Source organism: Rahnella sp. Larv3_ips (genome assembly GCF_003697865.1).
GTDB classification, from domain to species: Bacteria; Pseudomonadota; Gammaproteobacteria; order Enterobacterales; family Enterobacteriaceae; genus Rahnella; species Rahnella rivi.
The window spans coordinates 145,449-172,052 of record NZ_MJIB01000013.1 but is presented as its reverse complement, the minus strand read 5'-3'; the positions used below and the strand labels follow the sequence as shown (position 1 = coordinate 172,052).

45 protein-coding genes and 1 pseudogene are annotated in these 26,604 nt (G+C 48.4%); 7 read left to right on the top strand and 39 right to left on the bottom strand.

Annotation, left to right across the window (positions count from 1 at the left end; all coding sequences use genetic code 11):
* Positions 1 to 279: 279 nt before the first annotated feature.
* Positions 280 to 822 carry a gamma carbonic anhydrase family protein gene (locus ED901_RS16770; RefSeq protein ID WP_056778099.1) on the top strand — a complete coding sequence of 181 codons (543 nt, stop codon included), beginning with the start codon at positions 280 to 282 and terminating at the stop codon, positions 820 to 822.
* A 49-nt stretch (positions 823 to 871) separates the two neighbouring features.
* Here ED901_RS16770 and aroE read toward each other — a convergent pair whose 3' ends face one another.
* From aroE to dprA, 5 genes are read right to left on the bottom strand one after another with little or no spacing between them, the layout of a single operon-like run.
* Positions 872 to 1,690 (bottom strand): shikimate dehydrogenase, encoded by an 819-nt coding sequence (gene aroE, locus ED901_RS16765; RefSeq protein ID WP_162997885.1) that lies wholly within the window; start codon positions 1,688 to 1,690, stop codon positions 872 to 874.
* Positions 1,691 to 1,701: 11 nt separating this feature from the next.
* Positions 1,702 to 2,271 (bottom strand): L-threonylcarbamoyladenylate synthase type 1 TsaC, encoded by a 570-nt coding sequence (gene tsaC, locus ED901_RS16760; RefSeq protein ID WP_122096571.1) that lies wholly within the window; start codon positions 2,269 to 2,271, stop codon positions 1,702 to 1,704.
* Positions 2,264 to 2,824 (bottom strand): type I DNA topoisomerase, encoded by a 561-nt coding sequence (locus ED901_RS16755; RefSeq protein WP_056778091.1) that lies wholly within the window; start codon positions 2,822 to 2,824, stop codon positions 2,264 to 2,266. Before ED901_RS16755 ends, tsaC begins: the two co-directional genes overlap by 8 nt.
* 24 nt (positions 2,825 to 2,848) lie before the next feature.
* On the bottom strand, positions 2,849 to 3,322 hold the full coding sequence (locus ED901_RS16750; protein ID WP_056778086.1) for a DUF494 family protein: 474 nt from the start codon (positions 3,320 to 3,322) through the stop codon (positions 2,849 to 2,851).
* Positions 3,294 to 4,463 (bottom strand): DNA-protecting protein DprA, encoded by a 1,170-nt coding sequence (gene dprA / locus ED901_RS16745; protein WP_122096570.1) that lies wholly within the window; start codon positions 4,461 to 4,463, stop codon positions 3,294 to 3,296. The genes ED901_RS16750 and dprA overlap by 29 nt, the downstream gene beginning before the upstream one ends.
* Positions 4,464 to 4,591: 128 nt before the next feature.
* Between dprA and def the strand changes: the two genes are divergently transcribed.
* The 5 genes from def to mscL all read left to right on the top strand — a co-directional run bounded on the left by def (position 4,592) and on the right by mscL (position 9,403).
* Entirely contained in the window at positions 4,592 to 5,104 is a 513-nt protein-coding gene (gene def / locus ED901_RS16740) for a peptide deformylase (protein ID WP_056778079.1), read from the top strand.
* A gap of 1 nt (position 5,105) precedes the next feature.
* On the top strand, positions 5,106 to 6,065 hold the full coding sequence (fmt, locus tag ED901_RS16735; RefSeq protein ID WP_205965117.1) for a methionyl-tRNA formyltransferase: 960 nt from the start codon (positions 5,106 to 5,108) through the stop codon (positions 6,063 to 6,065).
* A gap of 75 nt (positions 6,066 to 6,140) precedes the next feature.
* Complete coding sequence (gene rsmB / locus ED901_RS16730) at positions 6,141 to 7,430, top strand: 16S rRNA (cytosine(967)-C(5))-methyltransferase RsmB (RefSeq protein ID WP_122096568.1); 1,290 nt, start codon at positions 6,141 to 6,143, stop codon at positions 7,428 to 7,430.
* A gap of 31 nt (positions 7,431 to 7,461) precedes the next feature.
* Positions 7,462 to 8,865 (top strand): Trk system potassium transporter TrkA, encoded by a 1,404-nt coding sequence (gene trkA, locus ED901_RS16725; protein ID WP_371414320.1) that lies wholly within the window; start codon positions 7,462 to 7,464, stop codon positions 8,863 to 8,865.
* Positions 8,866 to 8,986: 121 nt separating this feature from the next.
* Entirely contained in the window at positions 8,987 to 9,403 is a 417-nt protein-coding gene (mscL, locus tag ED901_RS16720; protein ID WP_056778064.1) for a large-conductance mechanosensitive channel protein MscL, read from the top strand.
* 28 nt (positions 9,404 to 9,431) lie between these two features.
* Here mscL and ED901_RS16715 read toward each other — a convergent pair whose 3' ends face one another.
* From ED901_RS16715 to rpsJ, 31 genes are all read right to left on the bottom strand, one after another.
* Positions 9,432 to 9,632 (bottom strand): alternative ribosome-rescue factor A, encoded by a 201-nt coding sequence (locus tag ED901_RS16715; protein ID WP_056778060.1) that lies wholly within the window; start codon positions 9,630 to 9,632, stop codon positions 9,432 to 9,434.
* A 54-nt stretch (positions 9,633 to 9,686) separates the two neighbouring features.
* Positions 9,687 to 10,127 (bottom strand): Zn(2+)-responsive transcriptional regulator, encoded by a 441-nt coding sequence (gene zntR / locus ED901_RS16710; protein WP_122096567.1) that lies wholly within the window; start codon positions 10,125 to 10,127, stop codon positions 9,687 to 9,689.
* A 2-nt stretch (positions 10,128 to 10,129) separates the two neighbouring features.
* Entirely contained in the window at positions 10,130 to 10,498 is a 369-nt protein-coding gene (locus ED901_RS16705) for a DnaJ family domain-containing protein (RefSeq protein WP_122096566.1), read from the bottom strand.
* Positions 10,499 to 10,652: 154 nt separating this feature from the next.
* The gene (rplQ, locus tag ED901_RS16700; RefSeq protein WP_013573706.1) at positions 10,653 to 11,042 is read right to left on the bottom strand and encodes a 50S ribosomal protein L17; all 390 of its coding nucleotides are present in this window, start codon (positions 11,040 to 11,042) and stop codon (positions 10,653 to 10,655) included.
* Between the two features lie 40 nt (positions 11,043 to 11,082).
* Positions 11,083 to 12,072 carry a DNA-directed RNA polymerase subunit alpha gene (rpoA, locus tag ED901_RS16695; protein ID WP_002919219.1) on the bottom strand — a complete coding sequence of 330 codons (990 nt, stop codon included), beginning with the start codon at positions 12,070 to 12,072 and terminating at the stop codon, positions 11,083 to 11,085.
* Between the two features lie 25 nt (positions 12,073 to 12,097).
* Positions 12,098 to 12,718 (bottom strand): 30S ribosomal protein S4, encoded by a 621-nt coding sequence (rpsD, locus tag ED901_RS16690; protein WP_056778049.1) that lies wholly within the window; start codon positions 12,716 to 12,718, stop codon positions 12,098 to 12,100.
* A gap of 30 nt (positions 12,719 to 12,748) precedes the next feature.
* Complete coding sequence (gene rpsK, locus ED901_RS16685; protein ID WP_004929731.1) at positions 12,749 to 13,138, bottom strand: 30S ribosomal protein S11; 390 nt, start codon at positions 13,136 to 13,138, stop codon at positions 12,749 to 12,751.
* Between the two features lie 17 nt (positions 13,139 to 13,155).
* The gene (rpsM, locus tag ED901_RS16680; protein WP_013573704.1) at positions 13,156 to 13,512 is read right to left on the bottom strand and encodes a 30S ribosomal protein S13; all 357 of its coding nucleotides are present in this window, start codon (positions 13,510 to 13,512) and stop codon (positions 13,156 to 13,158) included.
* A 148-nt stretch (positions 13,513 to 13,660) separates the two neighbouring features.
* Entirely contained in the window at positions 13,661 to 13,777 is a 117-nt protein-coding gene (gene rpmJ, locus ED901_RS16675; RefSeq protein WP_012768118.1) for a 50S ribosomal protein L36, read from the bottom strand.
* 33 nt (positions 13,778 to 13,810) lie between these two features.
* The gene (gene secY / locus ED901_RS16670; protein ID WP_034793668.1) at positions 13,811 to 15,142 is read right to left on the bottom strand and encodes a preprotein translocase subunit SecY; all 1,332 of its coding nucleotides are present in this window, start codon (positions 15,140 to 15,142) and stop codon (positions 13,811 to 13,813) included.
* Between the two features lie 7 nt (positions 15,143 to 15,149).
* Complete coding sequence (gene rplO, locus ED901_RS16665) at positions 15,150 to 15,584, bottom strand: 50S ribosomal protein L15 (RefSeq protein WP_056778046.1); 435 nt, start codon at positions 15,582 to 15,584, stop codon at positions 15,150 to 15,152.
* A gap of 3 nt (positions 15,585 to 15,587) precedes the next feature.
* A complete protein-coding gene (gene rpmD, locus ED901_RS16660) occupies positions 15,588 to 15,767 on the bottom strand; it encodes a 50S ribosomal protein L30 (RefSeq protein WP_013573701.1) in 180 nt (59 codons plus the stop codon).
* Positions 15,768 to 15,773: 6 nt separating this feature from the next.
* Complete coding sequence (gene rpsE, locus ED901_RS16655; protein ID WP_013573700.1) at positions 15,774 to 16,274, bottom strand: 30S ribosomal protein S5; 501 nt, start codon at positions 16,272 to 16,274, stop codon at positions 15,774 to 15,776.
* Positions 16,275 to 16,288: 14 nt separating this feature from the next.
* On the bottom strand, positions 16,289 to 16,642 hold the full coding sequence (gene rplR, locus ED901_RS16650) for a 50S ribosomal protein L18 (RefSeq protein ID WP_034793671.1): 354 nt from the start codon (positions 16,640 to 16,642) through the stop codon (positions 16,289 to 16,291).
* Between the two features lie 9 nt (positions 16,643 to 16,651).
* On the bottom strand, positions 16,652 to 17,185 hold the full coding sequence (rplF, locus tag ED901_RS16645; protein WP_056778041.1) for a 50S ribosomal protein L6: 534 nt from the start codon (positions 17,183 to 17,185) through the stop codon (positions 16,652 to 16,654).
* Between the two features lie 13 nt (positions 17,186 to 17,198).
* The gene (gene rpsH, locus ED901_RS16640) at positions 17,199 to 17,591 is read right to left on the bottom strand and encodes a 30S ribosomal protein S8 (RefSeq protein ID WP_013573697.1); all 393 of its coding nucleotides are present in this window, start codon (positions 17,589 to 17,591) and stop codon (positions 17,199 to 17,201) included.
* 33 nt (positions 17,592 to 17,624) lie between these two features.
* Positions 17,625 to 17,930, bottom strand: a complete 306-nt coding sequence (gene rpsN, locus ED901_RS16635) for a 30S ribosomal protein S14 (protein WP_013573696.1) — start codon at positions 17,928 to 17,930, stop codon at positions 17,625 to 17,627.
* Between the two features lie 13 nt (positions 17,931 to 17,943).
* The gene (gene rplE, locus ED901_RS16630; RefSeq protein ID WP_013573695.1) at positions 17,944 to 18,483 is read right to left on the bottom strand and encodes a 50S ribosomal protein L5; all 540 of its coding nucleotides are present in this window, start codon (positions 18,481 to 18,483) and stop codon (positions 17,944 to 17,946) included.
* A 14-nt stretch (positions 18,484 to 18,497) separates the two neighbouring features.
* Positions 18,498 to 18,812: a 50S ribosomal protein L24 gene (rplX, locus tag ED901_RS16625; RefSeq protein WP_056778037.1), complete on the bottom strand. Its 315-nt coding sequence runs from the start codon at positions 18,810 to 18,812 to the stop codon at positions 18,498 to 18,500.
* Positions 18,813 to 18,823: 11 nt separating this feature from the next.
* Positions 18,824 to 19,195 (bottom strand): 50S ribosomal protein L14, encoded by a 372-nt coding sequence (rplN, locus tag ED901_RS16620; protein ID WP_008457164.1) that lies wholly within the window; start codon positions 19,193 to 19,195, stop codon positions 18,824 to 18,826.
* A 169-nt stretch (positions 19,196 to 19,364) separates the two neighbouring features.
* Positions 19,365 to 19,619: a 30S ribosomal protein S17 gene (rpsQ, locus tag ED901_RS16615; protein WP_056778032.1), complete on the bottom strand. Its 255-nt coding sequence runs from the start codon at positions 19,617 to 19,619 to the stop codon at positions 19,365 to 19,367.
* On the bottom strand, positions 19,619 to 19,810 hold the full coding sequence (gene rpmC / locus ED901_RS16610; protein ID WP_013573692.1) for a 50S ribosomal protein L29: 192 nt from the start codon (positions 19,808 to 19,810) through the stop codon (positions 19,619 to 19,621). The genes rpsQ and rpmC overlap by 1 nt, the downstream gene beginning before the upstream one ends.
* Positions 19,810 to 20,220, bottom strand: a complete 411-nt coding sequence (gene rplP / locus ED901_RS16605; protein ID WP_009639183.1) for a 50S ribosomal protein L16 — start codon at positions 20,218 to 20,220, stop codon at positions 19,810 to 19,812. The genes rpmC and rplP overlap by 1 nt, the downstream gene beginning before the upstream one ends.
* 12 nt (positions 20,221 to 20,232) lie before the next feature.
* Positions 20,233 to 20,931 (bottom strand): 30S ribosomal protein S3, encoded by a 699-nt coding sequence (gene rpsC, locus ED901_RS16600; RefSeq protein WP_056778028.1) that lies wholly within the window; start codon positions 20,929 to 20,931, stop codon positions 20,233 to 20,235.
* A gap of 17 nt (positions 20,932 to 20,948) precedes the next feature.
* Positions 20,949 to 21,281: a 50S ribosomal protein L22 gene (rplV, locus tag ED901_RS16595; protein WP_004391423.1), complete on the bottom strand. Its 333-nt coding sequence runs from the start codon at positions 21,279 to 21,281 to the stop codon at positions 20,949 to 20,951.
* Between the two features lie 14 nt (positions 21,282 to 21,295).
* Entirely contained in the window at positions 21,296 to 21,574 is a 279-nt protein-coding gene (gene rpsS, locus ED901_RS16590) for a 30S ribosomal protein S19 (RefSeq protein ID WP_004929772.1), read from the bottom strand.
* A 14-nt stretch (positions 21,575 to 21,588) separates the two neighbouring features.
* Entirely contained in the window at positions 21,589 to 22,413 is an 825-nt protein-coding gene (gene rplB / locus ED901_RS16585) for a 50S ribosomal protein L2 (RefSeq protein ID WP_056778025.1), read from the bottom strand.
* 19 nt (positions 22,414 to 22,432) lie between these two features.
* Positions 22,433 to 22,735 (bottom strand): 50S ribosomal protein L23, encoded by a 303-nt coding sequence (gene rplW / locus ED901_RS16580; RefSeq protein WP_056778023.1) that lies wholly within the window; start codon positions 22,733 to 22,735, stop codon positions 22,433 to 22,435.
* Positions 22,732 to 23,337: a 50S ribosomal protein L4 gene (rplD, locus tag ED901_RS16575; protein WP_056778021.1), complete on the bottom strand. Its 606-nt coding sequence runs from the start codon at positions 23,335 to 23,337 to the stop codon at positions 22,732 to 22,734. Before rplD ends, rplW begins: the two co-directional genes overlap by 4 nt.
* A 16-nt stretch (positions 23,338 to 23,353) precedes the next feature.
* Positions 23,354 to 23,983 carry a 50S ribosomal protein L3 gene (gene rplC / locus ED901_RS16570; RefSeq protein ID WP_056778020.1) on the bottom strand — a complete coding sequence of 210 codons (630 nt, stop codon included), beginning with the start codon at positions 23,981 to 23,983 and terminating at the stop codon, positions 23,354 to 23,356.
* 31 nt (positions 23,984 to 24,014) lie between these two features.
* A complete protein-coding gene (gene rpsJ, locus ED901_RS16565) occupies positions 24,015 to 24,326 on the bottom strand; it encodes a 30S ribosomal protein S10 (protein WP_009639175.1) in 312 nt (103 codons plus the stop codon).
* 426 nt (positions 24,327 to 24,752) lie between these two features.
* Here rpsJ and ED901_RS16560 point away from each other — a divergent pair, with 426 nt between their 5' ends.
* A complete protein-coding gene (locus ED901_RS16560) occupies positions 24,753 to 25,574 on the top strand; it encodes an A24 family peptidase (RefSeq protein WP_122096565.1) in 822 nt (273 codons plus the stop codon).
* 25 nt (positions 25,575 to 25,599) lie between these two features.
* Here ED901_RS16560 and bfr read toward each other — a convergent pair whose 3' ends face one another.
* The 3 genes and pseudogenes from bfr to ED901_RS16545 all read right to left on the bottom strand — a co-directional run.
* Complete coding sequence (gene bfr / locus ED901_RS16555) at positions 25,600 to 26,079, bottom strand: bacterioferritin (protein WP_056778014.1); 480 nt, start codon at positions 26,077 to 26,079, stop codon at positions 25,600 to 25,602.
* A gap of 85 nt (positions 26,080 to 26,164) precedes the next feature.
* Entirely contained in the window at positions 26,165 to 26,359 is a 195-nt protein-coding gene (gene bfd / locus ED901_RS16550; protein WP_056778102.1) for a bacterioferritin-associated ferredoxin, read from the bottom strand.
* Positions 26,360 to 26,504: 145 nt separating this feature from the next.
* A pseudogene (locus ED901_RS16545) lies at positions 26,505 to 26,604 on the bottom strand (elongation factor Tu); the annotation flags it as partial.

Here is a 26,604-nt window from a genome sequence, read left to right as displayed (position 1 = left end):
ATTTCACCCGGTCATCACTGTTTTTAATCTTTCCGACCCGGTTACTTCGTGATGTTGTTCACGTTGTTCCCTGTCGATGGAGCGGCATTATAGGGATCCGTATTTTTTGCACAAGCATTTATTTCGATAAAAAGGATCGACTGCGTGTTTTTCAACCCCATCGAGGAGATCTCACTCGATCCGCGGGTTTTACAACCGATCCAGGCACCTCATAATTGGTATTTCTTCATACCCGAACTATATTGCCAAGATTAAAACCCAATTATGAGGTAATTAAACATGTCTCAGGCATTACGTGCATATCAGGGATCATTGCCCACCTTGGGGGAAAACGTCATGGTTGACCCCTCCAGCGTCATCATTGGTGATGTTGCTCTCGCGGACGATGTCAGTATCTGGCCATTGGTTGTGATTCGTGGTGACGTTAATCACGTTGTCATCGGTTGCAGAACCAATGTGCAAGATGGGAGCGTATTGCATGTCACACATCAGTCTCGTCACAATCCGGAAGGTCATCCGCTGATCATTGGTGAGGATGTCACCGTCGGTCATAAAGCTATGTTGCATGGTTGTACCATCGGCAATCGGGTACTGGTTGGAATGGGATCAATACTGCTGGATGGGGCGATCATTGAAGATGACGTGATGATCGGTGCAGGAAGTCTGGTCCCCCCAGGGAAGCGACTTGAAAGTGGATATCTTTATCTGGGAAGTCCGGTGAAGCAGATCCGGGAGCTGACGTCTGAAGAACTTGCAGGACTGACTTACTCTTCCAGTAACTATGTTACCTGGAAAGATCTGTATCTTACCGACCAGAAATGATTAAACGGTTTTCATGCCTGAAGCATCTTTCTTCAGGCATGCTTCAAAATTAACTCAGCAAATCCTGCTTCAATTGCGCCAGCACGGGTTCAATCTCAGGCATAACACCATGCCAAAGATGAAACGCATGTGCTGCCTGCCCGACCAGCATGCCCAAACCATCTGCATAATGCGTCACTCCCATCTTTTCCGCCCATTCGATAAAAGGTGTGAGTCCGGCCTGATAGTACATATCGTATAAGCGAGTCTGCGGGGTGATCACTTCTTGGGGAATCGCTGGGATCTCACCTTTAATACCAGAGGCAGTGGCATTGATGATCAAATCAAATGATTCTTTCATCAGCTCTTCCAATGGCATTGCCTGAATATCGCCTCTGCTTTCAAAAATATGGCTTAAATGCTGTGCCCTCTCGAACGTCCGGTTAGTCACGACAAGAGAACAACCATAAGACAGCAGCGGAAGAATGACGCCCCGCGCCGCGCCGCCGGCGCCGATCAGCAGAACCCGGTCGCCTTTACGTATGAGGTTGAGCCGTTCGAGATCGCTCAGCATACCGATGCCATCGGTGTTATCCCCGAGCAGACGCCCGTCCTCAAGTTTCTTCAGAGTGTTCACCGCGCCAGACAATGCCGCACGATCGGTCAGTTCATCACACTCAGCAAATGCGCGCTCTTTAAAAGGGACTGTGATATTCGCCCCCTGGGCTCCACCGTGAAAAAAGGATCGTAGTGTTTCCTCAAACTCTTCGTGCGGGGCCAACACCGTTCCATAAGTATGATCAATACCCGTCTGGAAGGCGAAAAGTGCATGAATTCTTGGTGACTTACTGTGACTAATCGGATTCCCAAACACTGCAAAAGATGGCATGAACTCGATCCTTAGCCCTGGCGAATGAGATCCCCGGTGAGGGCATCCCGGATTTCTGATGGATTTTCTCTTCCGCCGACATTACCCGCCAGAACCGGAAACTCATTCCCAAATTGCTGACTGACTTCTGCTGCGAAACGACAAGGTGGCTCACCATTGAGGTTGGCGCTGGTGGATACCAGAGGCTTTCCAAATTTCTGGCAGAGTTCTTTAACCTGAGGGTGATCCGTAACACGCACCGCGAGCGAGGAAAAACGCCCGGTCAGCCAGTCAGGAGTGGAGACTTTAGCAGGCATTACCCAGGTGACGGGGCCGGGCCAGGAGGACCATATTGTCTGACGTTGTTGCTCAGTTAAAAAAGAGTCATCTATATAAGGGAGGAGTTGCTGATAATTATCAGCAATTAAAATCAGCCCTTTGTCTTTAGGACGTTTTTTTAGCGCCAGCAGTGCTTCGACTGCCCGTTCACTGTCAGGGTCGCATCCCAAACCAAAGACGGCTTCTGTGGGGTACGCGATCACTTGTTGTTGACGCAGTGCTTCAAGCACTACGCTCAATGAGTTTTCAGCTTCTTTATTCATCTGTTGGGTTATCTTTCGTTTGTACGGCTTTTCCGCATAATTTACTGGCACAAAATAATTTAATACCGTGCGCTGTTTTCTTTTCCATTAACAAGGAGTAGTGGCAATGCGCACACTCGCCCGCGACAGGCTTATTATTAATAGCAAACTGACAATCAGGATAGCGATCACAGGCATGAAAGACTTTGCCGAACCGTGATTTGCGCTGTAACAGATGCCCGCTGCCGCACTGTGGACAACTCAGACTGGTTTCTTCAGGTTTGTCGATCACTTCAATATGATCACATTCGGGATATTGGCTGCATCCAATAAACATTCCATAACGGCCCTGACGCAATACCAGTGTCGATTCACATTTTGGGCAGTGCTGCCCATCCAGTACTTTGACGATATGGCCGTCAGCCTGCGCTTTGAGCGGTCGAATATACTGACATTGTGGATAAGAAGAACAGCTGAGAAAGGGGCCGTGGCGACCACTACGGATCACCAAACCGGCCCCGCATTCCGGACAGGATTCATTTTGCTTCTCAGCAAAAAGTGCTGCTTTAGTCATACGCTATGTTTTACCTGTTATCTGTTAGTGCAGATAACCTTCATTAACTTCAAATAACAGCTCTTCCATTTGCTGATACGCACTTTCATATCCGGGAATATTAAAGAGAACCATCAGCACGACCCACTTAAGATCTTCAAGATCGAACTCTTCAGTGTCCAGAGCCATAACACGATCGATAACCATCTCCCTGGTATCGAAATTCAACACTTTGATCTGTTCGAGGAACAATAAAAAACCACGACACATGCAATCTAACCGGTTTGTTTCCTCATCGGTGTAGATTCGTAATGCTGAAGGATCAGAATCCAGCATGTAAGATGGGGTTCCACCCTCTTGCATATCCGCAAGTTTTTCAAGCCAATTCAACGCATTGTGAATATCGGCCCGGTGAAAACCAGCCTCGGTCAAGTCATCCGTTAACCTATCCTCGTCAACATTCATCTCCGCTTCGTTGTGAATGTAAGTTTCAAATAAGTACATTAGTACGTCGAACATGGCCTGCCCTCTTAATTCGGACATAGCCGCCGGATACAGCTGCGATCCATCCTGCTAACTCCAGCTCGAGTAGTTTACCTACCACTTCTGGCACAGGTTGGCCGGCACGTTCGGCGACGACGTCAACAGATGTCACCTCATATTCTACGTTAGCCAACACATCAGCAAATGGCAATTCAACTTCGTCATCTTGTGCATAAAAAATCGCCTCTGAGGCACATATTTCCTCATCCTGTGGAATTTGCCGCAATGATGAGTCCACTGGCGCCGGAAACCATGTCAACCCGCTGCCCATATGCTCGGCGATATCCTTGGGTTCGGTGACCAGATAAGCACCCTGGCGGATAAGCCAGTGCGTTCCTTCTGAAGTCAGACTGCCCAGCGGTCCCGGTAAAGCAAATATTTCTCTGCCCTGCTCCAGCGCAAAGCGAGCTGTGATTAACGAGCCGCTGCGCAGCGTCGCTTCAACCACCAAAACGCCCACGCTCAGGCCACTGATAATCCGATTTCTGCGAGGAAAGTGTGCGGCAATGGGAGGCATGGAGACTAAATGCTCAGACACCAGTGCGCCTCCTTGCGCCAGAATGCGGTCGGCTAATTTGGAATGACGTGCTGGGTAGCGGTTCATTAATCCGCTACCCAGCACGGCGACAGTGTTTCCGTCTGAATCCAGAGCGGCTTTATGGCTGATGCCATCTATCCCCAGAGCAAGTCCGCTCGTGACGGTAAACCCGCTGCAAACTAATCCACCGGCAAAAACCTGCGCATAATGATCACCATAGTGGGTGAAGTGGCGACTTCCAACCATTGCAATCTGCGGGGATGACAACAGTCCAGCTTGTCCTTCGACAAAAAGAATTAACGGAGGTGACGATATCTGTGCCAATAGAGGCGGATAAACCTCACTGTCAAAGGTAACCAGATGGCGGTTATCACCTTCCAGCCACTTCAGGGATGCTAAAAGCCATTGCCGGTTGATTTGAAGGAAATCATCACTCTGCTCAGGTGAAAGTCCGCAACCACAAAGCCCGGACCTCGTGTAATCCCCCCGACTAAACAGAGCCTGGATAATCCCTTCAGCACGATGAGCGCTGAGCCGTTTCACCGCAGACAAACGTATCCATACTTCCTGTAGTGTCATTACTGCGCTCCGTTTCAATGCCTTTTAGCGAGTGATTCAATTGGCAGAGGATGCTGTCAATCGGAGCGAGAAATGTCTAGAATAGAAACTATATATCTTCAATCAATTGAATAAAGATCCAGAAAAATATGTCCGTATTACAGATATTACATTTCCCAGACGAGCGGCTTCGCATTACTGCAAAACCGGTCAAAGTAGTTGACGCCAAAATCCAGCAAATCGTGGATGATATGTTCGAAACCATGTATGCAGAGGAAGGCATTGGTCTGGCTGCGACTCAGGTCGACATCCATCAGCGTATTATTGTCATTGATGTTTCTGAAAATCGTGACGAGCGCCTGGTGCTCATCAACCCTGAGTTGCTGGAAAAAAGCGGCGAAACGGGCATTGAAGAAGGCTGCCTGTCGATTCCAGATCAACGTGCCCTTGTTCCACGCGCTGAGAAAGTGAAAATTCGTGCTCTGGACCGTGAAGGCAAAAGCTTCGAACTTGAAGCTGACGACTTGCTGGCGATCTGCATTCAACATGAAATGGATCATCTGGTCGGTAAATTGTTTGTGGATTACTTATCTCCACTGAAACGTCAGCGCATCCGTCAGAAAATGGAAAAGATGGCCAAGCTGAACGCCCGGCCTGACTAATATTCGTGTAACACAGGATACTGCTTTGCGGATTATATTTGCCGGTACACCCGATTTTGCAGCGCGTCATCTTGACGCGCTTTTGACATCTGAACATCAGGTTGTGGGGGTATTCACCCAACCTGATCGCCCCTCTGGCCGTGGTAATAAGCTGACTGCAAGCCCGGTAAAAATGCTGGCAGAGGCCAACAACATTCCGGTTTTCCAGCCTAAATCTTTGCGGCCCGAAGAAAATCAGACGCTGGTTTCCGCGTTAGAAGCGGACATCATGGTTGTTGTTGCATATGGGCTGATTTTGCCTAAAGCCGTACTGGAAATGCCGAGACTGGGATGCATCAATGTGCATGGTTCTCTGCTTCCACGCTGGCGCGGTGCGGCACCGATCCAACGTTCGCTGTGGGCCGGAGATACTAAAACGGGCATCACTATTATGCAGATGGATGTGGGACTGGACACCGGCGACATGCTGCATAAGGTCGAGTGCGATATCTTGCCTGAAGATACAAGCGCATCACTTTATAACAAACTGGCATTACTCGGCCCATCTGGGTTGCTTGAAACGCTACACCAGCTGGCAAAGGGCACTGCTCTTCGGGAAGTTCAGGATGAAGCGCATGTCACTTACGCAGAAAAACTCAGTAAAGAAGAAGCTCGCTTAGACTGGATGCTTTCTGCTGAGCAACTTGAACGTTGCATCCGAGCCTTTAACCCGTGGCCTGTCAGTTATTTCATGATTGATGACCAACCGGTGAAAGTATGGCTGGCAGAAACTTTGCCCGATGAAACTGGTGCGCTACCGGGCACCATTATCGCCGCAGATAAAAAAGGGATACAGATTGCGACCGCCAGCGGTATCCTGAATATCACCCAACTCCAGCCTTCGGGTAAAAAAGCCATGTCCGCGCAGGACTTGCTGAACTCTCGTCGTGAATGGTTTATCGCAGGCACTCGTTTAGCCTGACCATTACGACTACGCCCGGCTTAATGCCGGGCCTTATCCCCATGATAATGCTGATATTGTTCAGCTTCTTTGACTATGAAAACAGCCTATAATCTCCGTAGTATTGCAGCGCAAGCTATAAGCCAGGTATTAGACAAAGGTCTGTCGCTTTCCACCGTTCTTCCCGGTTTGCAGAAAAACATCTCAGATAAAGATCGTGGATTACTGCAGGAATTGTGTTTCGGTACGCTGAGGGTTTTACCTCAGCTGGAATGGTGTTTGCAGCAACTCATGGCAAAACCATTAACGGGTAAACAACGGACTCTGCATTATTTACTGATGGTTGGCTTATACCAGCTGATCCATACCCGTATCCCTGCACACGCCGTTCTGGCAGAAACCGTTGACGGTGCTGTAGCACTCAAACGTCCACAATTAAAAGGTTTGATCAACGGTGTTCTGCGTCAGTTCCAGCGACAGCAGGAAGAGTTACTTCCGAAAATGTCTAATAATGACAGCCGTCATTTGCACCCAAGCTGGCTGTTAAATCGTCTGAAGAAAGCCTATCCCGCAGAATGGGAAAATATCGTTGATGCTAATAACCAAAGACCACCGATGTGGTTACGCGTCAATCGTCTGCATCATACCCGGGATGAGTATCTGCACCTGTTGAGCGAAGCTCAGATTGAGGCGATTGCGCATGACGAGTATCGCGATGCACTTCGTCTGGTCACACCTTGCCAGGTGAACCTGCTGCCAGGATTCGCGGAAGGATGGGTGACAGTTCAGGATGCATCGGCACAGGGTAGCGTTGATCTGCTGGATCCGCAGGATGGGGAAATGATCCTCGATTTATGCTGCGCCCCGGGCGGAAAAACCACACATATTTTGGAAGCAGCACCTAAAGCGCATGTGTTAGCCATCGATGTGGACGAGCAGCGACTAAAACGGGTTCATGAGAATCTCCAGCGCCTTAAAATGAGTGCTGAAGTCAAACAAGGTGACGGCCGCGAGCCACAAAACTGGGCTGGCGACCGTGTCTTCGATAGAATTCTTCTCGATGCTCCATGTTCCGCTACCGGTGTTATTCGCAGACATCCGGACATCAAATGGCTGCGCCGTGATGGTGATATTGCGGAACTCGCAAAACTGCAAAAAGAAATTCTGGAAGCCGTCTGGCCGCGACTGAAAAGTCAGGGTGTGATGGTCTATGCCACCTGCTCAATTCTGCCAGATGAAAACAGCGAACAAATTTCTGCTTTTTTACAAACGCATCCCGATGCAATGTTGGTTGAAACAGGTTCAGCTGAAAAACCAGGCCGACAAAATCTGCCTCATGCTGAAGATGGCGATGGCTTCTATTACGCTAAACTGATTAAACGTTAAACGTCTGCATTAGCGCTATCTACTCAGGCTGATACTATTAGGCAAAGCAGAGAGTCATATGAAAATAATCATTCTCGGTGCCGGGCAAGTTGGCGGAACGCTCGCCGAAAACCTGGTAGGCGAAAACAACGATATTACCGTTGTTGATACTAATACCGTCCGTTTACGTCAGCTCCAGGACAAGTTCGATCTGCGCGTCGTGCAGGGTCATGGCTCTCACCCGCGCGTTTTACGCGAAGCCGGCGCCGAAGATGCCGATATGTTAGTGGCAGTCACAAACTCTGATGAAACTAATATGGTGGCCTGTCAGATAGCGTATTCATTATTCAACACACCTAATCGCATTGCCCGAATACGCTCGACTGAATACATCCGCGAATCGGAAAAGCTCTTCAATCCTGAAGCGGTGCCCATTGATCATTTGATTTCTCCTGAGCAGTTAGTCACGGACTACATCTACAAACTGATTGAGTATCCAGGCGCACTTCAGGTCGTAAACTTTGCCGAAGGTAAAGTCAGCATTGCTGCGGTTAAAGCCTATTACGGTGGTCCGCTGGTGGGAAATGCCCTTTCATCAATGCGTGAGCACATGCCACATATAGAAACCCGCGTTGCTGCGATATTCCGCCACGAACGTCCGATACGCCCCCAGGGTTCTACAATTATAGAAGCAGGCGATGAAGTGTTCTTTGTCGCGGCCTCTCAGCACATACGTGCGGTAATGAGTGAACTTCAGCGGCTTGAAAAGCCTTACAAACGAATCATGATTGTAGGTGGTGGTAACGTTGGAGCTGGGCTGGCGCAAAAGCTTGAGAAAAATTACAGCGTAAAACTCATCGAACGGGATCAGCAACGTGCCGCTGAACTGGCGGAACTTCTGCAAGACACTATCGTGTTTTACGGTGATGCCTCCGATCAGGAATTGCTGGCAGAAGAACACATCGAACAAGTAGATGTATTCATCGCGATCACCAATGACGATGAAGCCAATATTATGTCCGCCATGCTTGCCAAACGTATGGGCGCCAAGAAAGCCATGGTGCTTATTCAACGCAGCGCCTATGTCGACCTGGTTCAAGGCAGCGTCATTGATATTGCTATTTCACCTCAACAAGCCACCATATCAGCTCTGCTGGGTCACGTGAGAAAAGCGGATATTGTGAGCGTTTCATCATTGCGCCGGGGAGTAGCTGAAGCGATCGAAGCGATTGCGCATGGCGATGAAACTACGTCAAAGGTAGTTGGCCGTACAGTCGAACAAATTAAGCTTCCGCCTGGCACAACAATCGGGGCTATTGTTCGCGGTAATGAAGTCATCATTGCTAACGGAAACAGCAGGATACAACAAGGTGATCATGTCGTCATGTTCATCACCGACAAGAAGTTTGTCAGAGACGTTGAGCGTTTGTTCCAGCCAAGTCCGTTCTTCTTATAACGCACACTGCTCGACAGGTTTTGTTTAAAATAGATTTCTGAAGCTAAGTTTTGTAGCGAAGACGCGACAAATGGTCTTTACTTTGTTTGACACAATTGATGGATTTGCCAAGGAGAATTTTATGAGTTTTATGAAAGAGTTTCGTGAGTTTGCCATGCGAGGCAACGTGGTTGACCTGGCTGTAGGTGTCATCATCGGTGCCGCATTTGGGAAAATAGTATCATCACTGGTTGCTGACATTATTATGCCGCCGCTGGGATTACTTATCGGCGGCGTTGATTTCAAACAGTTTACTCTGGTACTCCGGGAAGCGCAGGGCACAGTACCCGCCGTTGTGATGCATTACGGTGTCTTTATCCAGAACATCTTTGATTTCATTATTGTTGCATTAGCCATTTTTTGTGCGATTACACTGATGAATAAGATGCGTCGGAAACAAGAAGATGTACCCGCTGCACCGCCTAAACCGACCGCAGAAGAAACACTGTTAGCGGAAATACGTGACTTGTTAAAAGAACAACAGACACCGAAGTTCTAAGGGACTCAGAACCCTTATTCGGGCTTGCTTAGGAAGGGCAGTGTTGAATATTCGTAAAACACTCAACACTGCCCTCCAGATAACGCCCTTTTCCATTTTTTTCTTTGCGACGGTAACTGCCTTTTCCCTTCAGATTCTTTTCTATTCGCTGCTTAAAGAGCGGATCATGCAAAAGTGCTTGTAACGCATTTTCCTGAATAATGCCTTTTTGGTGCTTGTAGTTACTCATAAATTCCTCAGTTCAATCATTAACTGCCTAAAATACCGCCGCATCATACTGCGTTCATTCTTCATGTGAAAGGGATTTCAATGTCACTTTTCCAGCCCCGTCCTCTAAAGCTTCGAGGATAGAACAGCTGATGCTTGAGTGTGATGAACCGCAGCACGCCTTGCTCAACCTCTGAAGCGATTCTTTCATGCGCTCAAGCTCCTTCAGTTTGAGCTCAACTTCTGCAAGCCGCTCCTCAACAATCGACTTTGATTCCTGGCAGGTATGATGAGCTGGATCAATTCGAATCGACAGTAATTCTCTGATCGCTTCCAGAGTGAAGCCTGTTGATTTGGCGTACCGAATGAAGCGCAGTCTTTGCAGATCATTGTCATCATATTGACGATACCCCGAACTGTCACGTTCTGCTGAACTCATCATCCCCTGCTTTTCATAGTAGCGAACAGTATCATTCGAAACATTTGCAAGCCGGGCTAATTCGCCAATTTTAAACATGTTCACTCACCTTTAAATTTCCCTCTAATGGCGTCGTAATAACACCCATCAATAAAATCTGTATTCATGCCCGACCGTTGTAATCTTAACTTGAGCAGTTGAAGGCGCTTATCAATGATGCACAACTCTGGATCATTCGGCGCCAAGCATCTAAGCATATGTTCTAACTCGAGAGCTTCCTTACGATCTTGCAACTCAGGAGGTAAATACCCCGCATTCTTGAGAATACGATAAGCAACCCGGAGTTCTGCAGGCACCGCACTGTCATCATCTAAAACCAATGGCTTGCCTTTACCGGATAAGTTTTCGAACTCGCCTCTAGCACTCGCTTCTTTGATGTATTTTTCCACCCATTGATCAACCAAAAACATGGCAGAGCCTCGCCAACATTAAATGTGATTCATTAGTACAGAGTAGCGCGAAAACAAGGGTAATTCAGAATGGCGCAGAGAAAGAAATTATGGAAGGGATAAATTTTAGATGTAAAAAAACCGGGCAAGCCCGGTTTTTTCATGCATCTACAGATTATTCAGCAGTTGCTACTTCTGCTTTTGACTCTGCACGATCAACGAGCTCGATGTATGCCATCGGCGCATTGTCGCCTGCACGGAAACCACACTTAAGAATACGAGTGTAACCACCGGCACGGCTCGCGAAACGCGGGCCCAGTTCATTAAACAGTTTTGCCACGATCTCGTTATCACGAGTACGGGCGAATGCCAGACGACGATTTGCAACGTTGTCGGTCTTGGCAAGAGTAATCAGCGGCTCAACAACGCGACGCAGCTCTTTCGCTTTCGGCAGGGTCGTCTTGATGATCTCATGACGAACCAAAGAGCCGGCCATGTTACGGAACATAGCCTGTCGGTGGCTGCTGTTACGGTTCAGTTGACGACCACTCTTACGATGGCGCATGACCTTATCCTTCTCAGTAAAACCTTAACCTGTGATCCGGTTACTCGTCAGCAATACTTGCTGGTGGCCAGTTTTCCAGGCGCATGCCTAGTGACAAACCACGGGACGCAAGTACGTCTTTGATCTCAGTAAGAGATTTTTTACCCAGGTTAGGTGTTTTAAGTAACTCAACCTCGGTACGCTGTACCAGATCACCGATGTAGTGGATTGCTTCTGCTTTAAGGCAGTTAGCAGAGCGGACAGTCAATTCCAGATCGTCAACAGGGCGCAGCAGGATTGGATCGAATTCCGGCTTCTCTTCTTTGACTTCCGGTTGACGTACATCACGTAAATCAACGAAAGCTTCAAGTTGTTCAGCAAGAATGGTTGCCGCACGACGGATCGCCTCTTCAGGATCGATCGTACCGTTGGTTTCCATTTCGATAACCAGCTTGTCCAAATCAGTACGCTGTTCTACACGCGCTGCTTCAACATTGTAGGCAATTCGCTCTACAGGGCTGTAGCATGCATCTACTAACAGACGACCAATTGGGCGCTCATCTTCTTCCGAATGAATTCGGGCAGACGCCGGTACATATCCACGACCACGTTGAACTTTGATGCGCATGCTAATAGCTGCGTTCTCATCGGTCAAATGGCAGATGACATGTTGCGGCTTGACGATTTCGACATCACCATCATGGGTAATGTCGGCTGCAGTCACAGGGCCAATGCCAGACTTATTCAGGGTAAGAATAACTTCATCTTTCCCTTGAACTCTCACCGCCAGCCCTTTCAGGTTGAGCAGGATCTCCAGGATATCTTCCTGTACGCCTTCTTTGGTGCTGTACTCATGCAGTACACCATCAATCTCAACCTCGGTCACCGCGCAACCCGGCATGGATGAAAGCAGAATACGGCGCAGTGCGTTGCCTAAAGTATGGCCAAAGCCACGTTCTAAAGGCTCAAGGGTCACCTTGGCGTGCGTCGAACTGACTTGCTCGATATCTACCAGGCGCGGTTTTAGAAACTCTGTCACAGAACCCTGCATTGTGTCCTCTCTTTGGTACTAAGCTTTACTTAGAGTAAAGCTCGACGATCAGGTGTTCGTTAATGTCGGAAGACAGATCAGTACGTTCAGGCATACGCTTGAACACACCTTCCATCTTAGCAGCATCAACTTCAAGCCAAGTCGGCTTTTCACGCTGTTCAGCCAACTCCAAAGCGGCCTTCACACGAGATTGCTTTTTAGCTTTCTCTCGGATGCTGACAACGTCATTCGGAGATACCTGATAAGAAGCGATGTTAACAACGCGACCGTTTACCATGATAGCTTTGTGGCTAACTAACTGGCGCGATTCCGCACGAGTAGCGCCGAAGCCCATACGATAAACAACGTTGTCCAAACGACCTTCCAGGAGTTGCAACAGGTTTTCACCGGTGTTGCCTTTCAGGCGTGCTGCTTCTTTATAATAGTTACGGAACTGACGCTCAAGAACACCGAAGATACGGCGAACTTTTTGCTTTTCACGTAACTGTACACCGTAATCAGACAGACGCGGTTTACGCGCACCATGCTGACCAGGAGCTTGTTCAATTTTACACTTGGTATCGATCGCGCGAACGCCAGATTTAAGGAATAAATCTGTGCCCTCACGACGGCTAAGCTTGAGCTTAGGACCCAAATATCTTGCCATTTTCTCTCTCCAACAAACCTAAAAGCAGCGTTATACGCGACGCTTTTTCGGCGGACGACAACCGTTATGAGGGATAGGAGTCACATCAGTAATATTAGTGATGCGGAAACCAGCCGCGTTTAACGCGCGGATAGTAGACTCACGACCAGGACCAGGTCCTTTAACCATAACTTCCAGATTCTTGATACCGTATTCTTTCACTGCGTCAGCGCAGCGCTCTGCTGCAACCTGAGCTGCGAACGGAGTGGATTTACGAGAACCACGGAAACCGGAACCACCAGCTGTTGCCCAACCCAAAGCATTACCCTGACGATCGGTAATGGTAACAATGGTGTTGTTGAAAGAAGCATGGATATGAGCCACGCCGTCAGAGACTTGTTTTCTTACACGTTTACGTGTACGAACAGGTGCCTTTGCCATTTATTCAATCACCCCGATTATTTCTTGATCGGTTTACGCGGACCCTTACGGGTACGTGCGTTAGTCTTGGTACGCTGACCACGTACTGGAAGACCACGACGATGACGCAAACCACGATAAGTTCCAAGGTCCATAAGACGCTTGATGCTCAGGGTGACTTCACGACGCAGATCACCTTCAACAATGAACTTGGCAACTTCGTCACGCAGTTTTTCGATTTGCTCTTCAGACAGCTCACTGATCTTAACATTTTCAGCAATACCGGATGCAGCACAGATAGACTGTGAGCGGGTTTTACCGATGCCGTAGATCGAAGTTAATGCGATCACGGTATGTTTCTGATCAGGAATGTTAATGCCTGCTATACGGGCCACTATGCACTCCTACTATTTATATACGGCAATACCATTCTGAAAAGCCCGTTTTCAGGATACTCAAATAGTATTGCTGCTTACATACAAAAGATTGGCTGGCTAATCTAGCCAGCTCAACCCAACTTTGCAAGAAAAATATGCGAGATAATCAGCCTTGACGCTGTTTATGCTTCGGTTCTGCGCTGCAGATTACGCGAACGATACCGTTACGCTTAACAATTTTGCAGTTACGACATAATTTCTTGACGGAAGCACGAACTTTCATTTTTACTCTCCGTAACTTCTCAAACGCACCAGATTAGCGGTTGTAGCCTTTCAGGTTTGCTTTCTTCAATGCAGACTCGTACTGACTTGACATCATCAGAGTTTGCACTTGAGCCATAAAGTCCATAATGACGACGACTACGATGAGTAGAGAAGTACCACCAAAGTAGAATGGAACTTTCATCGCGTCACGCATGAACTCCGGGATAAGGCAGATGAAAGTAATATACATCGCACCAATTAAGGTTAAACGAGTCATTACTTTATCGATGTACTTCGCCGTTTGCTCTCCCGGACGAATTCCTGGTACAAATGCACCGGACTTCTTCAGGTTATCTGCTGTCTCACGCGGGTTGAACACCAGCGCAGTATAAAAGAAACAGAAGAAGATGATTGCAGTCGCATAGAGTAACACATAAAGCGGTTGTCCAGGCTGCAAATACAGCGAAATCGTAGTCAGCCAGTTCCAACCAGTCCCGCCCCCAAACCATGATGCAATCGTGGCAGGGAACAGAATTATGCTGGAAGCGAAGATTGCAGGGATAACCCCAGCCATATTCACTTTCAACGGTAAGTGCGTGCTCTGTGCTGCATAAACACGACGACCTTGTTGGCGTTTAGCGTAGTTAACGACAATACGACGTTGGCCACGTTCAACAAACACCACAAAGAAAGTCACTGCAAACACTAAAACTGCAACCAACAGCAACAGGAGGAAGTGCAGGTCGCCTTGCCGAGCTTGTTCGATAGTATGGGCAACTGCTGGCGGGAGACCCGCTACGATACCTGCAAAGATAATGATTGAAATACCGTTACCGATACCTCGTTCAGTAATCTGTTCACCCAGCCACATCAGGAACATTGTCCCTGTAACTAAGCTCACTACTGCAGTAAAGTAGAACGCAAAGCCTGGATTTAACACCAAGCCCTGCATACCAGGCATATTCGGAAGGCCGGTAGCAATACCGATCGACTGAAACACTGCCAATACCAGCGTACCGTAGCGGGTATACTGACTAATCTTTCGACGGCCAGCCTCCCCTTCTTTCTTAATTTCTGCTAACGCCGGATGAACCACCGTTAAGAGCTGGATAATAATCGATGCCGAAATGTACGGCATGATTCCCAGAGCAAAGATAGAAGCACGGCTAAGAGCACCACCAGAGAACATGTTAAACATTTCAATGATGGTGCCTCTTTGCTGTTCGAGCAATTTGGCAAGTACAGTGGCATCAATACCAGGGATCGGAATAAAAGAGCCGATACGGAAAACAATCAACGCACCGATAACAAACAAAAGTCTGCGCTTCAGTTCGCCTAGTCCACCCTTGGCACTTTGGAAATCTAACCCCGGTTGCTTAGCCATCTGCTACTTATTCCTCAATTTTACCGCCAGCAGCTTCGATAGCAACACGAGCGCCTTTGGTGACACGCAAACCACGCAGAGTTACCGCACGACCGACTTCGCCTGAAAGGATTACTTTCGCGAATTCAATCTGGATACCAACTACGTTAGCGGCTTTCAGCGCGTTCAGGTCGATCACGTCGCCTTCCACCAGAGCCAGTTCAGACAGACGAACTTCTGCCGTGATCATAGCTTTGCGGGAGGTGAAGCCGAATTTCGGCAAACGACGATATAAAGGCATCTGACCACCTTCAAAACCACGACGTACGCCACCGCCAGAACGTGAGTTCTGACCTTTGTGACCACGACCAGCGGTTTTACCCAGGCCAGAACCAATACCACGACCTACACGCTTAGGCGCTTGTTTGGCACCATCAGCCGGAGACAGAGTATTTAAACGCATCTCTTACTCCTCAACCTTAACCATGTAGGAAACCAGGTTGATCATACCGCGTACAGCAGGAGTATCCTCGCGCTCAACGGTGTGACCAATACGACGCAGACCCAGACCAAGCAGAGTAGCTTTATGCTTCGGCAGACGGCCAATGGAACTGCGAGTTTGTGTAACTTTAATAGTCTTTGCCATGGTTAATTACCCCAGAATTTCTTCAACGGATTTACCACGCTTGGCAGCGACCATTTGTGGGGATTTCATATTTGCCAGAGCATCAATAGTTGCACGAACCACGTTAATTGGGTTTGTAGAACCATAAGCTTTAGCTAATACGTTATGAACCCCTGCAACTTCCAGGACGGCGCGCATTGCACCACCGGCAATAATACCGGTACCTTCGGAAGCCGGCTGCATGAACACACGGGAACCCGTATGAGCACCTTTAACAGGATGCTGCAGGGTGCCGCTATTCAGCGCGACATTCATCATGTTGCGACGGGCTTTTTCCATCGCTTTCTGGATCGCTGCCGGAACTTCGCGTGCTTTGCCGTAGCCAAAACCAACGCGACCGTTACCATCACCAACTACTGTCAGTGCGGTAAAGCTGAAGATACGGCCACCTTTTACGGTTTTAGATACGCGGTTTACCGCGATCAGCTTTTCCTGCAGTTCGCCAGCTTGTTTTTCGATGTGAGCCATCTTAAACCTCTTCCTTAGAACTGAAGGCCAGCTTCACGGGCAGCATCTGCCAGTGCCTGGACTCGACCATGATATTGGAAACCGGAACGGTCAAAGGATACTTTCGTGATCCCTTTTTCCAATGCGCGTTCTGCGATAGCTTTACCTACAGCAGTGGCAGCATCTTTGTTGCCGGTATACTTCAGTTGCTCAGTAATAGTTTTTTCTACAGTAGATGCAGCAACTAATACTTCAGAACCGTTTGGTGCGATAACCTGTGCGTAAATATGACGCGGGGTACGATGTACCACCAGGCGAGTCGCACCCAATTCCTTGAGCTTGCGGCGTGCGCGGGTCGCACGACGGATACGAGCAGATTTCTTATCCATAGTGTTACCTTACTTCTTCTTAGCCTCTTTGGTACGCACGACTTCGTCGGCGTAACGGACACCCTTGCCTTTATAAGGCTCAGGACGACGGTAGGCACGTAAATCCGCAGCAACCTGACCAATGACTTGTTTATCAGCGCCTTTCAGCACGATTTCAGTCTGGGTAGGACATTCTGCAGTAACGCCTTCCGGCAGTTGGTGCTCGACTGGGTGAGAGAAGCCTAAGGCCAAATTCACCACATTGCCTTTAACAGCAGCACGATAACCAACACCTACCAATTGAAGCTTTTTAGTGAAGCCGTCGGTAACACCTATAACCATAGAGTTCAACAGTGCACGAGTGGTACCCGCTTGGGCCCAGCCATCTACAAAACCTTCGTTCGGACCGAAGGTCAGTGTATTTTCTTCCTGTTTAACTACAACGGCGTCATGGATAGTACGTGACAGCTCGCCGTTTTTACCCTTAATCGAAATAACCTGACCGTTGAGTTTTACCTCTACGCCGGCAGGAATGACGACGGGTGCTTTTGCAACACGAGACATGCTTTCCTCCCGATTAAGCTACGTAGCAGATAATCTCGCCACCAAGACCAGCCTGGCGAGCTGCACGATCAGTCATAACACCTTTAGAGGTAGAAATAACAGCGATACCCATACCGGCCATAACCTTTGGCAGCTCATCTTTTTTCTTGTAGATGCGCAGACCAGGGCGGCTGATACGTTGAATGCTTTCTACCACTGCCTTGCCCTGGAAGTACTTCAGTACTAATTCCAGTTCAGGTTTGGCGTCGCCTTCGATTTTAAATTCTTCAATGTAGCCTTCTTCCTTCAGCACGTTGGCAATAGCCACTTTCAGCTTGGAGGAAGGCATGGTGACCGCAACTTTGTTCGCGGCTTGACCGTTACGGATACGGGTCAGCATATCCGCGATCGGATCTTGCATGCTCATCTGTCTTTACTCCCGTGATTCAATTGGTGACAATTACCAGCTAGCCTTTTTAAGACCCGGAATTTCACCGCGCATAGCGGCTTCACGGACCTTAATACGGCTCAACCCGAACTTCCGCAGGAAAGCATGCGGACGACCAGTTTGACGGCAGCGGTTACGCTGACGAGACGGGCTGGAATCACGCGGCAGAGACTGCAGCTTAAGAACTGCATCCCAACGATCTTCGTCGGATGAGTTCACACCAGAGATAATAGCTTTCAATTCCTCGCGTTTAGCGCGGTATTTATCAGCCAGTTTTACGCGAACGACTTCGCGTGCTTTCATGGATTGCTTAGCCATTAGTAACCCTGCCTTACTTGCGGAACGGGAAGTTAAAGGCTGTCAGCAATGCACGGCCTTCATCATCGGATTTCGCAGTAGTGGTGATAGTAATATCTAAACCACGAACGCGATCGACTTTATCATAATCGATTTCCGGGAAGATGATCTGTTCACGCACGCCCATGCTGTAGTTACCACGACCATCGAAAGACTTAGCAGACAAGCCGCGGAAGTCACGAATACGTGGAACAGCAATGGAGACCAGACGCTCAAAGAACTCCCACATGCGTTCGCCGCGGAGGGTTACTTTACAGCCGATCGGATAGCCCTGACGGATTTTGAAGCCTGCAACTGATTTGCGTGCTTTGGTGATCAACGGTTTTTGACCGGAGATTGCTGCCAGGTCAGCTGCTGCGTTATCCAGCAGTTTCTTGTCAGCGATCGCTTCACCAACACCCATGTTCAGGGTGATCTTCTCGACCCGAGGGACTTGCATGACAGAATTGTAACCAAACTCAGCCATGAGTTTTTTTACGACATCGTCTTTGTAGTAATCATGCAGTTTCGCCATCGTACTACTCCAAATTACTTGATAGTTACGCTGTTAGACTTGAAGAAACGTACTTTTTTGCCGTCTTCGAATCTAAAGCCTACACGGTCCGCCTTGCCAGTTGCCGTGTTGAAGAGTGCAACGTTAGAAACCGGAATTGCAGCTTCTTTTTCAACGATGCCGCCTGGTTGGTTCAGGGCCGGTACAGGCTTCTGATGTTTCTTAACCAGGTTGATACCTTCAACAATGACCTTACCAGAAGTCAGGACATTTTTAACTTTACCGCGCTTACCTTTATCTTTACCGGTAAGCAGGATAACTTCGTCATCACGACGGATTTTCGCTGCCATGGTTTCGCTCCTTAGAGTACTTCTGGTGCCAGAGAGATAATTTTCATGAACTTCTCATTACGCAGTTCACGAGTTACCGGCCCAAAAATACGCGTGCCGATTGGCTGTTCGCTGTTATTGTTTAAAATAACGCAAGCATTACCATCGAAGCGAATGACAGAACCGTCCGGGCGACGAACACCCTTCTTGGTGCGCACCACTACCGCCTTCAGCACATCGCCTTTCTTCACCTTACCGCGAGGAATTGCTTCCTTGATGGTAATTTTGATGATGTCGCCGACGCCTGCGTAGCGACGGTGCGAGCCACCTAGAACCTTGATACACATTACGCGACGTGCACCGGAGTTGTCGGCCACGGTCAGCATAGTCTGTTCTTGGATCATGTTAGTGCTCCGCTAATGTCAACTACAACTTAGGACCCAGGATAGGTCATTAAGAAATCCCCACAATATGAGGGCGCGGCATTATAACACCGGTTCCCGATTATGGGTAGAAAAAATAAACGGCCCACGTACATGAGCCGTTTATTTGTTTTTGAGAGGCGCTACTGTATTACAGAATCGCTTTCTCTACAACGCGAACCAAGGTCCAAGACTTAGTCTTAGACAGTGGACGGCATTCGCTGATTTCTACAACGTCGCCGATACCACATTCATTGTTCTCGTCATGTACGTGCAATTTGGTCGTACGTTTGATGAATTTACCGTAAATCGGGTGTTTCACCACACGCTCAATCGCAACAACCATGGATTTCTCCATTTTGTCACTGATTACACGACCCTGCAGAGTACGGATCTTATCAGTCATTACGCACCCGCCTTTTCAGTCAGTAAAGTTTTCACACGTGCAACATCACGACGCACTTGTTTCAACAGGTGTGTTTGCTGCAACTGACCGCTTGCCGTTTGCATGCGCAGGTTAAACTGCTCACGCAAAAGGTTCAGCAACTCAGTGTTCAGCTCTTCCACGCTTTTTTCGCGCAGCTCTTGTGCTTTCATTACATCACCGTCTTAGTTACAAAGGTGGTTTTGATAGGCAGTTTGGCTGCTGCCAGCTGGAAGGCTTCACGAGCCAGCTCTTCAGGCACACCGTCCATTTCATACAGGACTTTACCAGGCTGAATCAAAGCAACCCAATACTCTACGTTGCCTTTACCTTTACCCATACGAACTTCGAGCGGTTTCTCGGTGATCGGTTTGTCCGGGAATACTCGGATCCAGATCTTACCTTGACGCTTAACTGCACGGGTCATCGCACGACGTGCTGCTTCAATTTGACGAGCAGTCAGACGACCACGGCCAACAGCTTTCAGACCGTAAGTGCCGAAGCTCACATCCGTACCTTGCGCAAGACCACGGTTGCGGCCCTTGTGCACCTTACGGAATTTTGTACGCTTTGGTTGTAACATCAGCGACTCTCCTTACTTGCGGCCTTTACGCTGCTGCTTTTTAGGTTGAGCAGCCGGTTCCGGTTGTTCAACTGCAGCCATACCACCCAGGATCTCACCTTTGAAGATCCATACCTTAACGCCGATTACACCGTAAGTGGTGTGCGCTTCAGATGTGTTGTAATCGATATCCGCACGCAGAGTATGCAACGGAACACGACCTTCACGGTACCATTCGGTACGCGCGATTTCAGCACCGCCAAGGCGGCCGCTTACTTCAACTTTGATACCTTTAGCGCCAAGACGCATTGCGTTCTGTACAGCACGCTTCATAGCACGACGGAACATAACACGACGTTCCAGCTGTGAAGTGATGCTGTCAGCAACCAATTTTGCGTCCAGTTCCGGTTTACGGATTTCGGCGATGTTAATCTGCGCAGGAACGCCAGCGATATCCGCTACGACCTTACGCAGTTTTTCGACATCTTCACCTTTCTTGCCGATTACGATGCCAGGACGAGCGGTGTGAATAGTCACACGGATGCTCTTCGCTGGACGCTCGATAACGATGCGAGAAACGGAAGCTTTCGACAATTCCTTAGTCAGGAACTGGCGAACTTTAAAGTCGCTGTCCAGGTTGTCAGCGAAATCTTTGGTATTTGCATACCAAGTAGAATTCCAAGGTTTGACAATACCTAGGCGAATACCATTAGGATGTACTTTCTGACCCATTGCTAGTCTCCAGAGTCTCAGCGATCGGACACAACCACAGTAATGTGGCTGGTGCGCTTCAGGATGCGATCTGCACGACCTTTAGCACGCGGCATAATGCGCTTCATGCTTGGGCCTTCGTCTACGAAAATCTTCGTGACTTTCAGATCATCGATGTCAGCGCCATCGTTGTGTTCTGCGTTAGCAATGGCAGACTCCAGCACCTTCTTAACCAGACCAGCAGCTTTCTTGTTGGTGTAGGCTAAAGTTTCCAGAGCTTGCGACACTTTCTTACCGCGGATCAGGTCAGCAACAAGGCGGACCTTCTGAGCAGAAGAACGAGCGTGGCGATGTTTAGCTATAGTTTCCATCTCTTCCTCCTACCTTAGCGCTTTTTAGCTTTTTTATCAGCCGCATGGCCGCGATAAGTACGAGTCGGCGCGAATTCACCCAGTTTGTGACCGACCATTTCATCGGAAACGAACACTGGTACGTGCTGACGACCATTATGGACAGCGATGGTCAAACCGATCATGTTAGGAAAGATCGTTGAACGACGGGACCAAGTGCGCAAAGGCTTCTTGTCACCGCTTTCCACCGCTTTCTCTACCTTCTTCAGCAAGTGCAGGTCAATAAAAGGACCTTTCTTGAGAGAACGTGGCATGGCTTATCCTCTAATTATTTTTTACTACGGCGACGTACAATGAATTTATCAGTACGCTTGTTGCTACGGGTCTTCTTACCTTTGGTTTGAACGCCCCACGGAGTTACCGGGTGCTTACCAAAGTTACGACCTTCACCACCACCGTGTGGGTGATCGACTGGGTTCATCGCAGTACCGCGAACGGTAGGACGAATACCACGCCAACGACTTGCACCTGCTTTACCCAGAACGCGAAGCATATGTTCAGAGTTACCGACTTCACCTAAGGTGGCGCGGCAATCAATCTGAACTTTACGCATTTCGCCAGAGCGCAGACGCAGAGTTACGTAGGAACCGTCACGAGCAACGATCTGAACGTAGGCACCAGCTGAGCGAGCCATCTGGCCGCCTTTACCTGGTTTCATTTCTACGTTGTGAACCGTTGAACCTACTGGGATGTTGCGCATAGGCAGGGCGTTACCTGTCTTGATTGCAGCATCAACGCCAGATTGGATCTGGTCACCCACTTTCAGGCCTTTCGGCGCCAGGATATAACGGCGTTCACCGTCTTTGTACAGAACCAGCGCGATATTCGCGGAACGGTTCGGATCGTACTCCAGACGCTCAACCACTGCAGCGATGCCATCTTTGTTGCGTTTAAAGTCAACAAGACGGTAATGCTGTTTGTGGCCACCACCGATATGACGGGTGGTGATACGGCCATTGTTGTTACGGCCACCGCTTTTGCTCAGTTTTTCAAGCAGCGGGGCATAAGGTTTACCCTTGTGCAGCTCAGGGTTAACCACTTTAACAACGTGGCGACGACCCGGAGATGTAGGTTTACATTTAACAATTGCCATTGTTTCTTACTCCTCCGACTTACTCAGCGCCGCTGATGAAGTCCAGATTCTGGCCTTCTTTCAGGGTGACGTAAGCTTTTTTCCAGTCGCTACGACGACCAACACGCTGACCCTGACGTTTCACTTTGCCTTTAACCAGCAAGGTGTTTACGTCTTCGACTTCGACTTCAAACAGTTTCGAAACCGCAGCTTTGATTTCTGCTTTAGTCGCGTCTTTGGCAACTTTGAGTACGATGGTGTTGTTCTTTTCCATCGCGGTAGAAGCTTTTTCAGAAACGTGCGGCGCGCGCAGCACTTTCAGCAGACGTTCTTCACGAATCATGCCAGCATCTCCTCAACTTGCTTCACAGCGTCAGCAGTCATAACCACTTTGTCGAAGGCGATCAGGCTTACTGGATCGATACCTGCTACATCGCGAACGTCAACCTTGTACAGGTTACGTGCGGCCAGGAACAGATTCTCGTCGACTTCGCCAGTTACAATCAGCACGTCTTCCAGAGCCATGTCTTTCAGTTTCTGTGCCAGCAGCTTAGTTTTAGGCGCTTCTACAGAGAACGATTCGACAACGATCAGACGATCTTGACGTACCAGTTCGGACAGAATGCTTTTCAGCGCGCCGCGGTACATCTTTTTATTTACTTTTTGACTGTGGTCCTGTGGCTTTGCAGCGAAGGTTACACCACCGGAACGCCAGATTGGGCTCTTTACAGAACCTGCACGCGCACGGCCAGTACCTTTCTGACGCCAAGGTTTTTTACCGGAACCAGTTACTTCAGCACGGGTCTTCTGAGCGCGAGTACCTTGACGGGCACCTGCTGCATAAGCAACAACGACCTGGTGTACAAGCGCTTCATTGAAATCACGCCCGAAGGTAGTTTCGGAAACAGTCAGCGCGCTTTGCGCGTCTTTCACTACTAATTCCATTCCTATCTCCTCGACGTTAAGCCTTAACAGCAGGTTTAACGATCAGGTTGCCACCGGTAGCACCCGGAACAGCACCCTTGACCAGTAGCAGGTTGCGCTCAGCATCAACACGTACTACATCCAGGCTCTGAACGGTTACACGTTCGTTACCCAGTTGGCCTGCCATTTTCTTACCTTTGAACACTTTACCTGGAGTCTGGTTCTGACCGATTGAACCATGTCCACGGTGTGCCAAGGAGTTACCGTGGGTAGCATCTTGGGTACGGAAGTTCCAGCGCTTAACTGTGCCAGCAAAACCTTTACCTTTAGAAGTACCGGTAACATCGACTTTCTTAACGTCTGCGAAAATTTCAACGCTAATGTTCTGACCTGCAGTAAATTCTTCACCTTCTGCAAGGCGGAATTCCCACAAACCACGGCCAGCTTCTACGCCAGCTTTAGCGAAGTGACCCGCTTCTGGTTTGGTTACACGGTTAGCTTTTTTGCTACCAGTAGTAACCTGCACAGCACGGTAACCATCGTTGTCCAGGTCTTTGACCTGAGTAACGCGGTTTGCTTCAATTTCGATAACGGTTACTGGGATTGAAACGCCATCTTCTGTGAAGATACGAGTCATGCCCACTTTCTTACCGACTAAACCAATCATTGTTTCAACCTCTCAATCGTCAATGACCTGATTAACCCAGGCTGATCTGCACGTCTACACCAGCAGCCAGATCCAGACGCATCAGAGCATCAACGGTTTTCTCGGTTGGCTCAACGATGTCAACCAGACGCTTGTGAGTACGAATTTCATACTGATCGCGCGCATCTTTATTGACGTGCGGAGAAATCAGAATAGTAAAACGCTCTTTGCGGGTCGGCAGCGGGATTGGACCACGAACTTGCGCACCAGTGCGCTTCGCAGTCTCAACGATTTCCGCAGTTGATTGATCGATCAAACGATGATCAAACGCTTTCAGGCGGATACGGATTCTTTGGTTCTGCATGAGACCAGAGCTCCAATTATTTTAAACGTAAATGATTACTCCTCAAACCCATTTCGATTGATGGGAGAGTGTAATCGTTCTTCACATAACCCCCATATCGGGAGTATTGTTGACCAGCGAGTTGCCTCAATGGCCAGCTGATTCAGATTGAATCAGGCTTACCAATATTAGGTAAGCCCGCGCATTATACGTAAACCGTCAGATTAAGCAACTGCCAATCCAGAGAATGTGTGTTTATTTTGCGCGCCCTCTTGGCGCTGTTCATCCTGCATCACACTCAATGATGTCCTGCATCAATAGTTATCAGCGGTCATATCAATGTCGTAATGCATTCATAGTTAACAATGAATTCTCTAGACCCCTGGCTCCCGTTTATCCACTATCTGCCCTGGTAAATCTCATCGCATCAGGAAAGCGGGGGCAATCATGGCGGAACTTCTACAAAGTATACTCAAGTCTGGCAGTTTACTTTCTTTCGCTATTCATGCCTCATCTTTGATATTCGGCGCAATTTTTGGCGGCGCTTTAACGATCACCGCACGCCGACTTCACCTCGCAAACAACTCGAACGATTTGCAACCGAGTGCCGATACATTCAGTCAGGCACCACACCGCCCCATAACAAAATCAGGTCTTCAAGCCAGACGCTCCATAAGATTATCCAACTGCCCATTTTTCATCGGGCTTTGCATTTTCCTTCAGGAGTCGAGATCTAAGCGTGTTTTACTTAATGGAGGAGCTTGCGGAATACTTTTGCTTGGGGTTTCTTTTACCCTCCCCTTCTCATTAGCCCTTTTATCAATCTTGTGGTTCACGGGGTTTCTTCTGATTCTGAGCATGATCGACTATTACACCCTCAGGCTGCCAGATGCACTGACTCAACCTTTATTGTGGTCCGGCTTACTGATAAGTGTGTCTGGGGTGGGAATATCACCGGAGTCCGCCATATGCGGATCGGTATGTGGGTATCTGTCTTTATGGGGACTTTATTGGTTGTTCAGGTTTTTTTCAGGGAAGGAAGGCGTTGGATATGGCGACTTTAAACTGCTTGCAGCTATCGGAGCCTGGACAGGGTGGGAGGCGCTGCCTCTTGTCTGTACTCTGGCCGCATGTTCGGGAATGGTATTTTCGATATTTTGGAAAAAAAATGGGGACGCTGAAAAGCAAATACCTTTTGGTCCGAGTCTTTCAGTTGCAGGCTTTCTTATCTACACCAGCCAGAAAAGTGAAATGCTCTGGCTGATGTAATATTCTTGGGTTCTACTCAAGACCGTTACTGTGATTCTTCTTTCAATTGCGACTGAATATAGTTTTGCAGTCCGATGCGTCCAATCAACTCGATCTCTGTTTCCAGCCAGTCGATGTGATGCTCCTCATCTGCCAGAATGGTGATCATCATGTCGCGGCTGACATAATCATGGACGGAGTCTGCGTATGAAATAGCCTCACGCAGATCTTTCGCACCTTCTAATTCCAGAAGCAAATCTGACTTCAGCATCTCTTCAACATCTTCACCAATGTTGAGTTTGCCTAAATCCTGCAAATTTGGTAGCCCTTCAAGGAACAAGATACGCTCAATGTAGATATCAGCATGTTTCATTTCGTCTATCGATTCATGATACTCGATACCATTAAGACGCATCAGCCCCCAGTTTTTGAACATACGCGCATGCAAAAAATACTGATTGATAGCAACCAATTCATTTCCAAGAAGTTTATTGAGGTGTGCAATGACTTTTTTATCGCCTTTCATAGGTAACTCCTCCGTTCCGGTATCTAAAGCGTAGATCCGGTACAGAGTAAGTCAAAAAAAAGGCACACTTTTTAACGAAGTATTTTTACGCGATGTTTTTGAACTCGGGAATCTGCTGCAACTCATCTTCCATTATCTGACGTGCTGCGCGTACACATTTGCCACATTGAGTTCCGACCGGCACAAAATTCCTGAGCTGTTGAAACGTTTGAGGCTGGTAACGTCTTACTGCCTGTCTGATTGTTTTATCACTGACTGAATTACACAAACACACGTACATATAAACCACACCTCGCATATAACTTCCTTTAACTTTAAATGAGAATGGTTATTATTGCAAATGTGGTGCGTATACTTTTGACTCATTTTCAGGCAATAAAAAAGGGTGCCGAAGCACCCTCTTTTTTGCTCTTAATTATCAGCGATTAAGCGATAACTTTAGCAACAACACCAGCGCCTACAGTACGGCCGCCTTCACGGATTGCGAAACGCAGGCCGTCATCCATCGCGATTGGGTGGATCAGG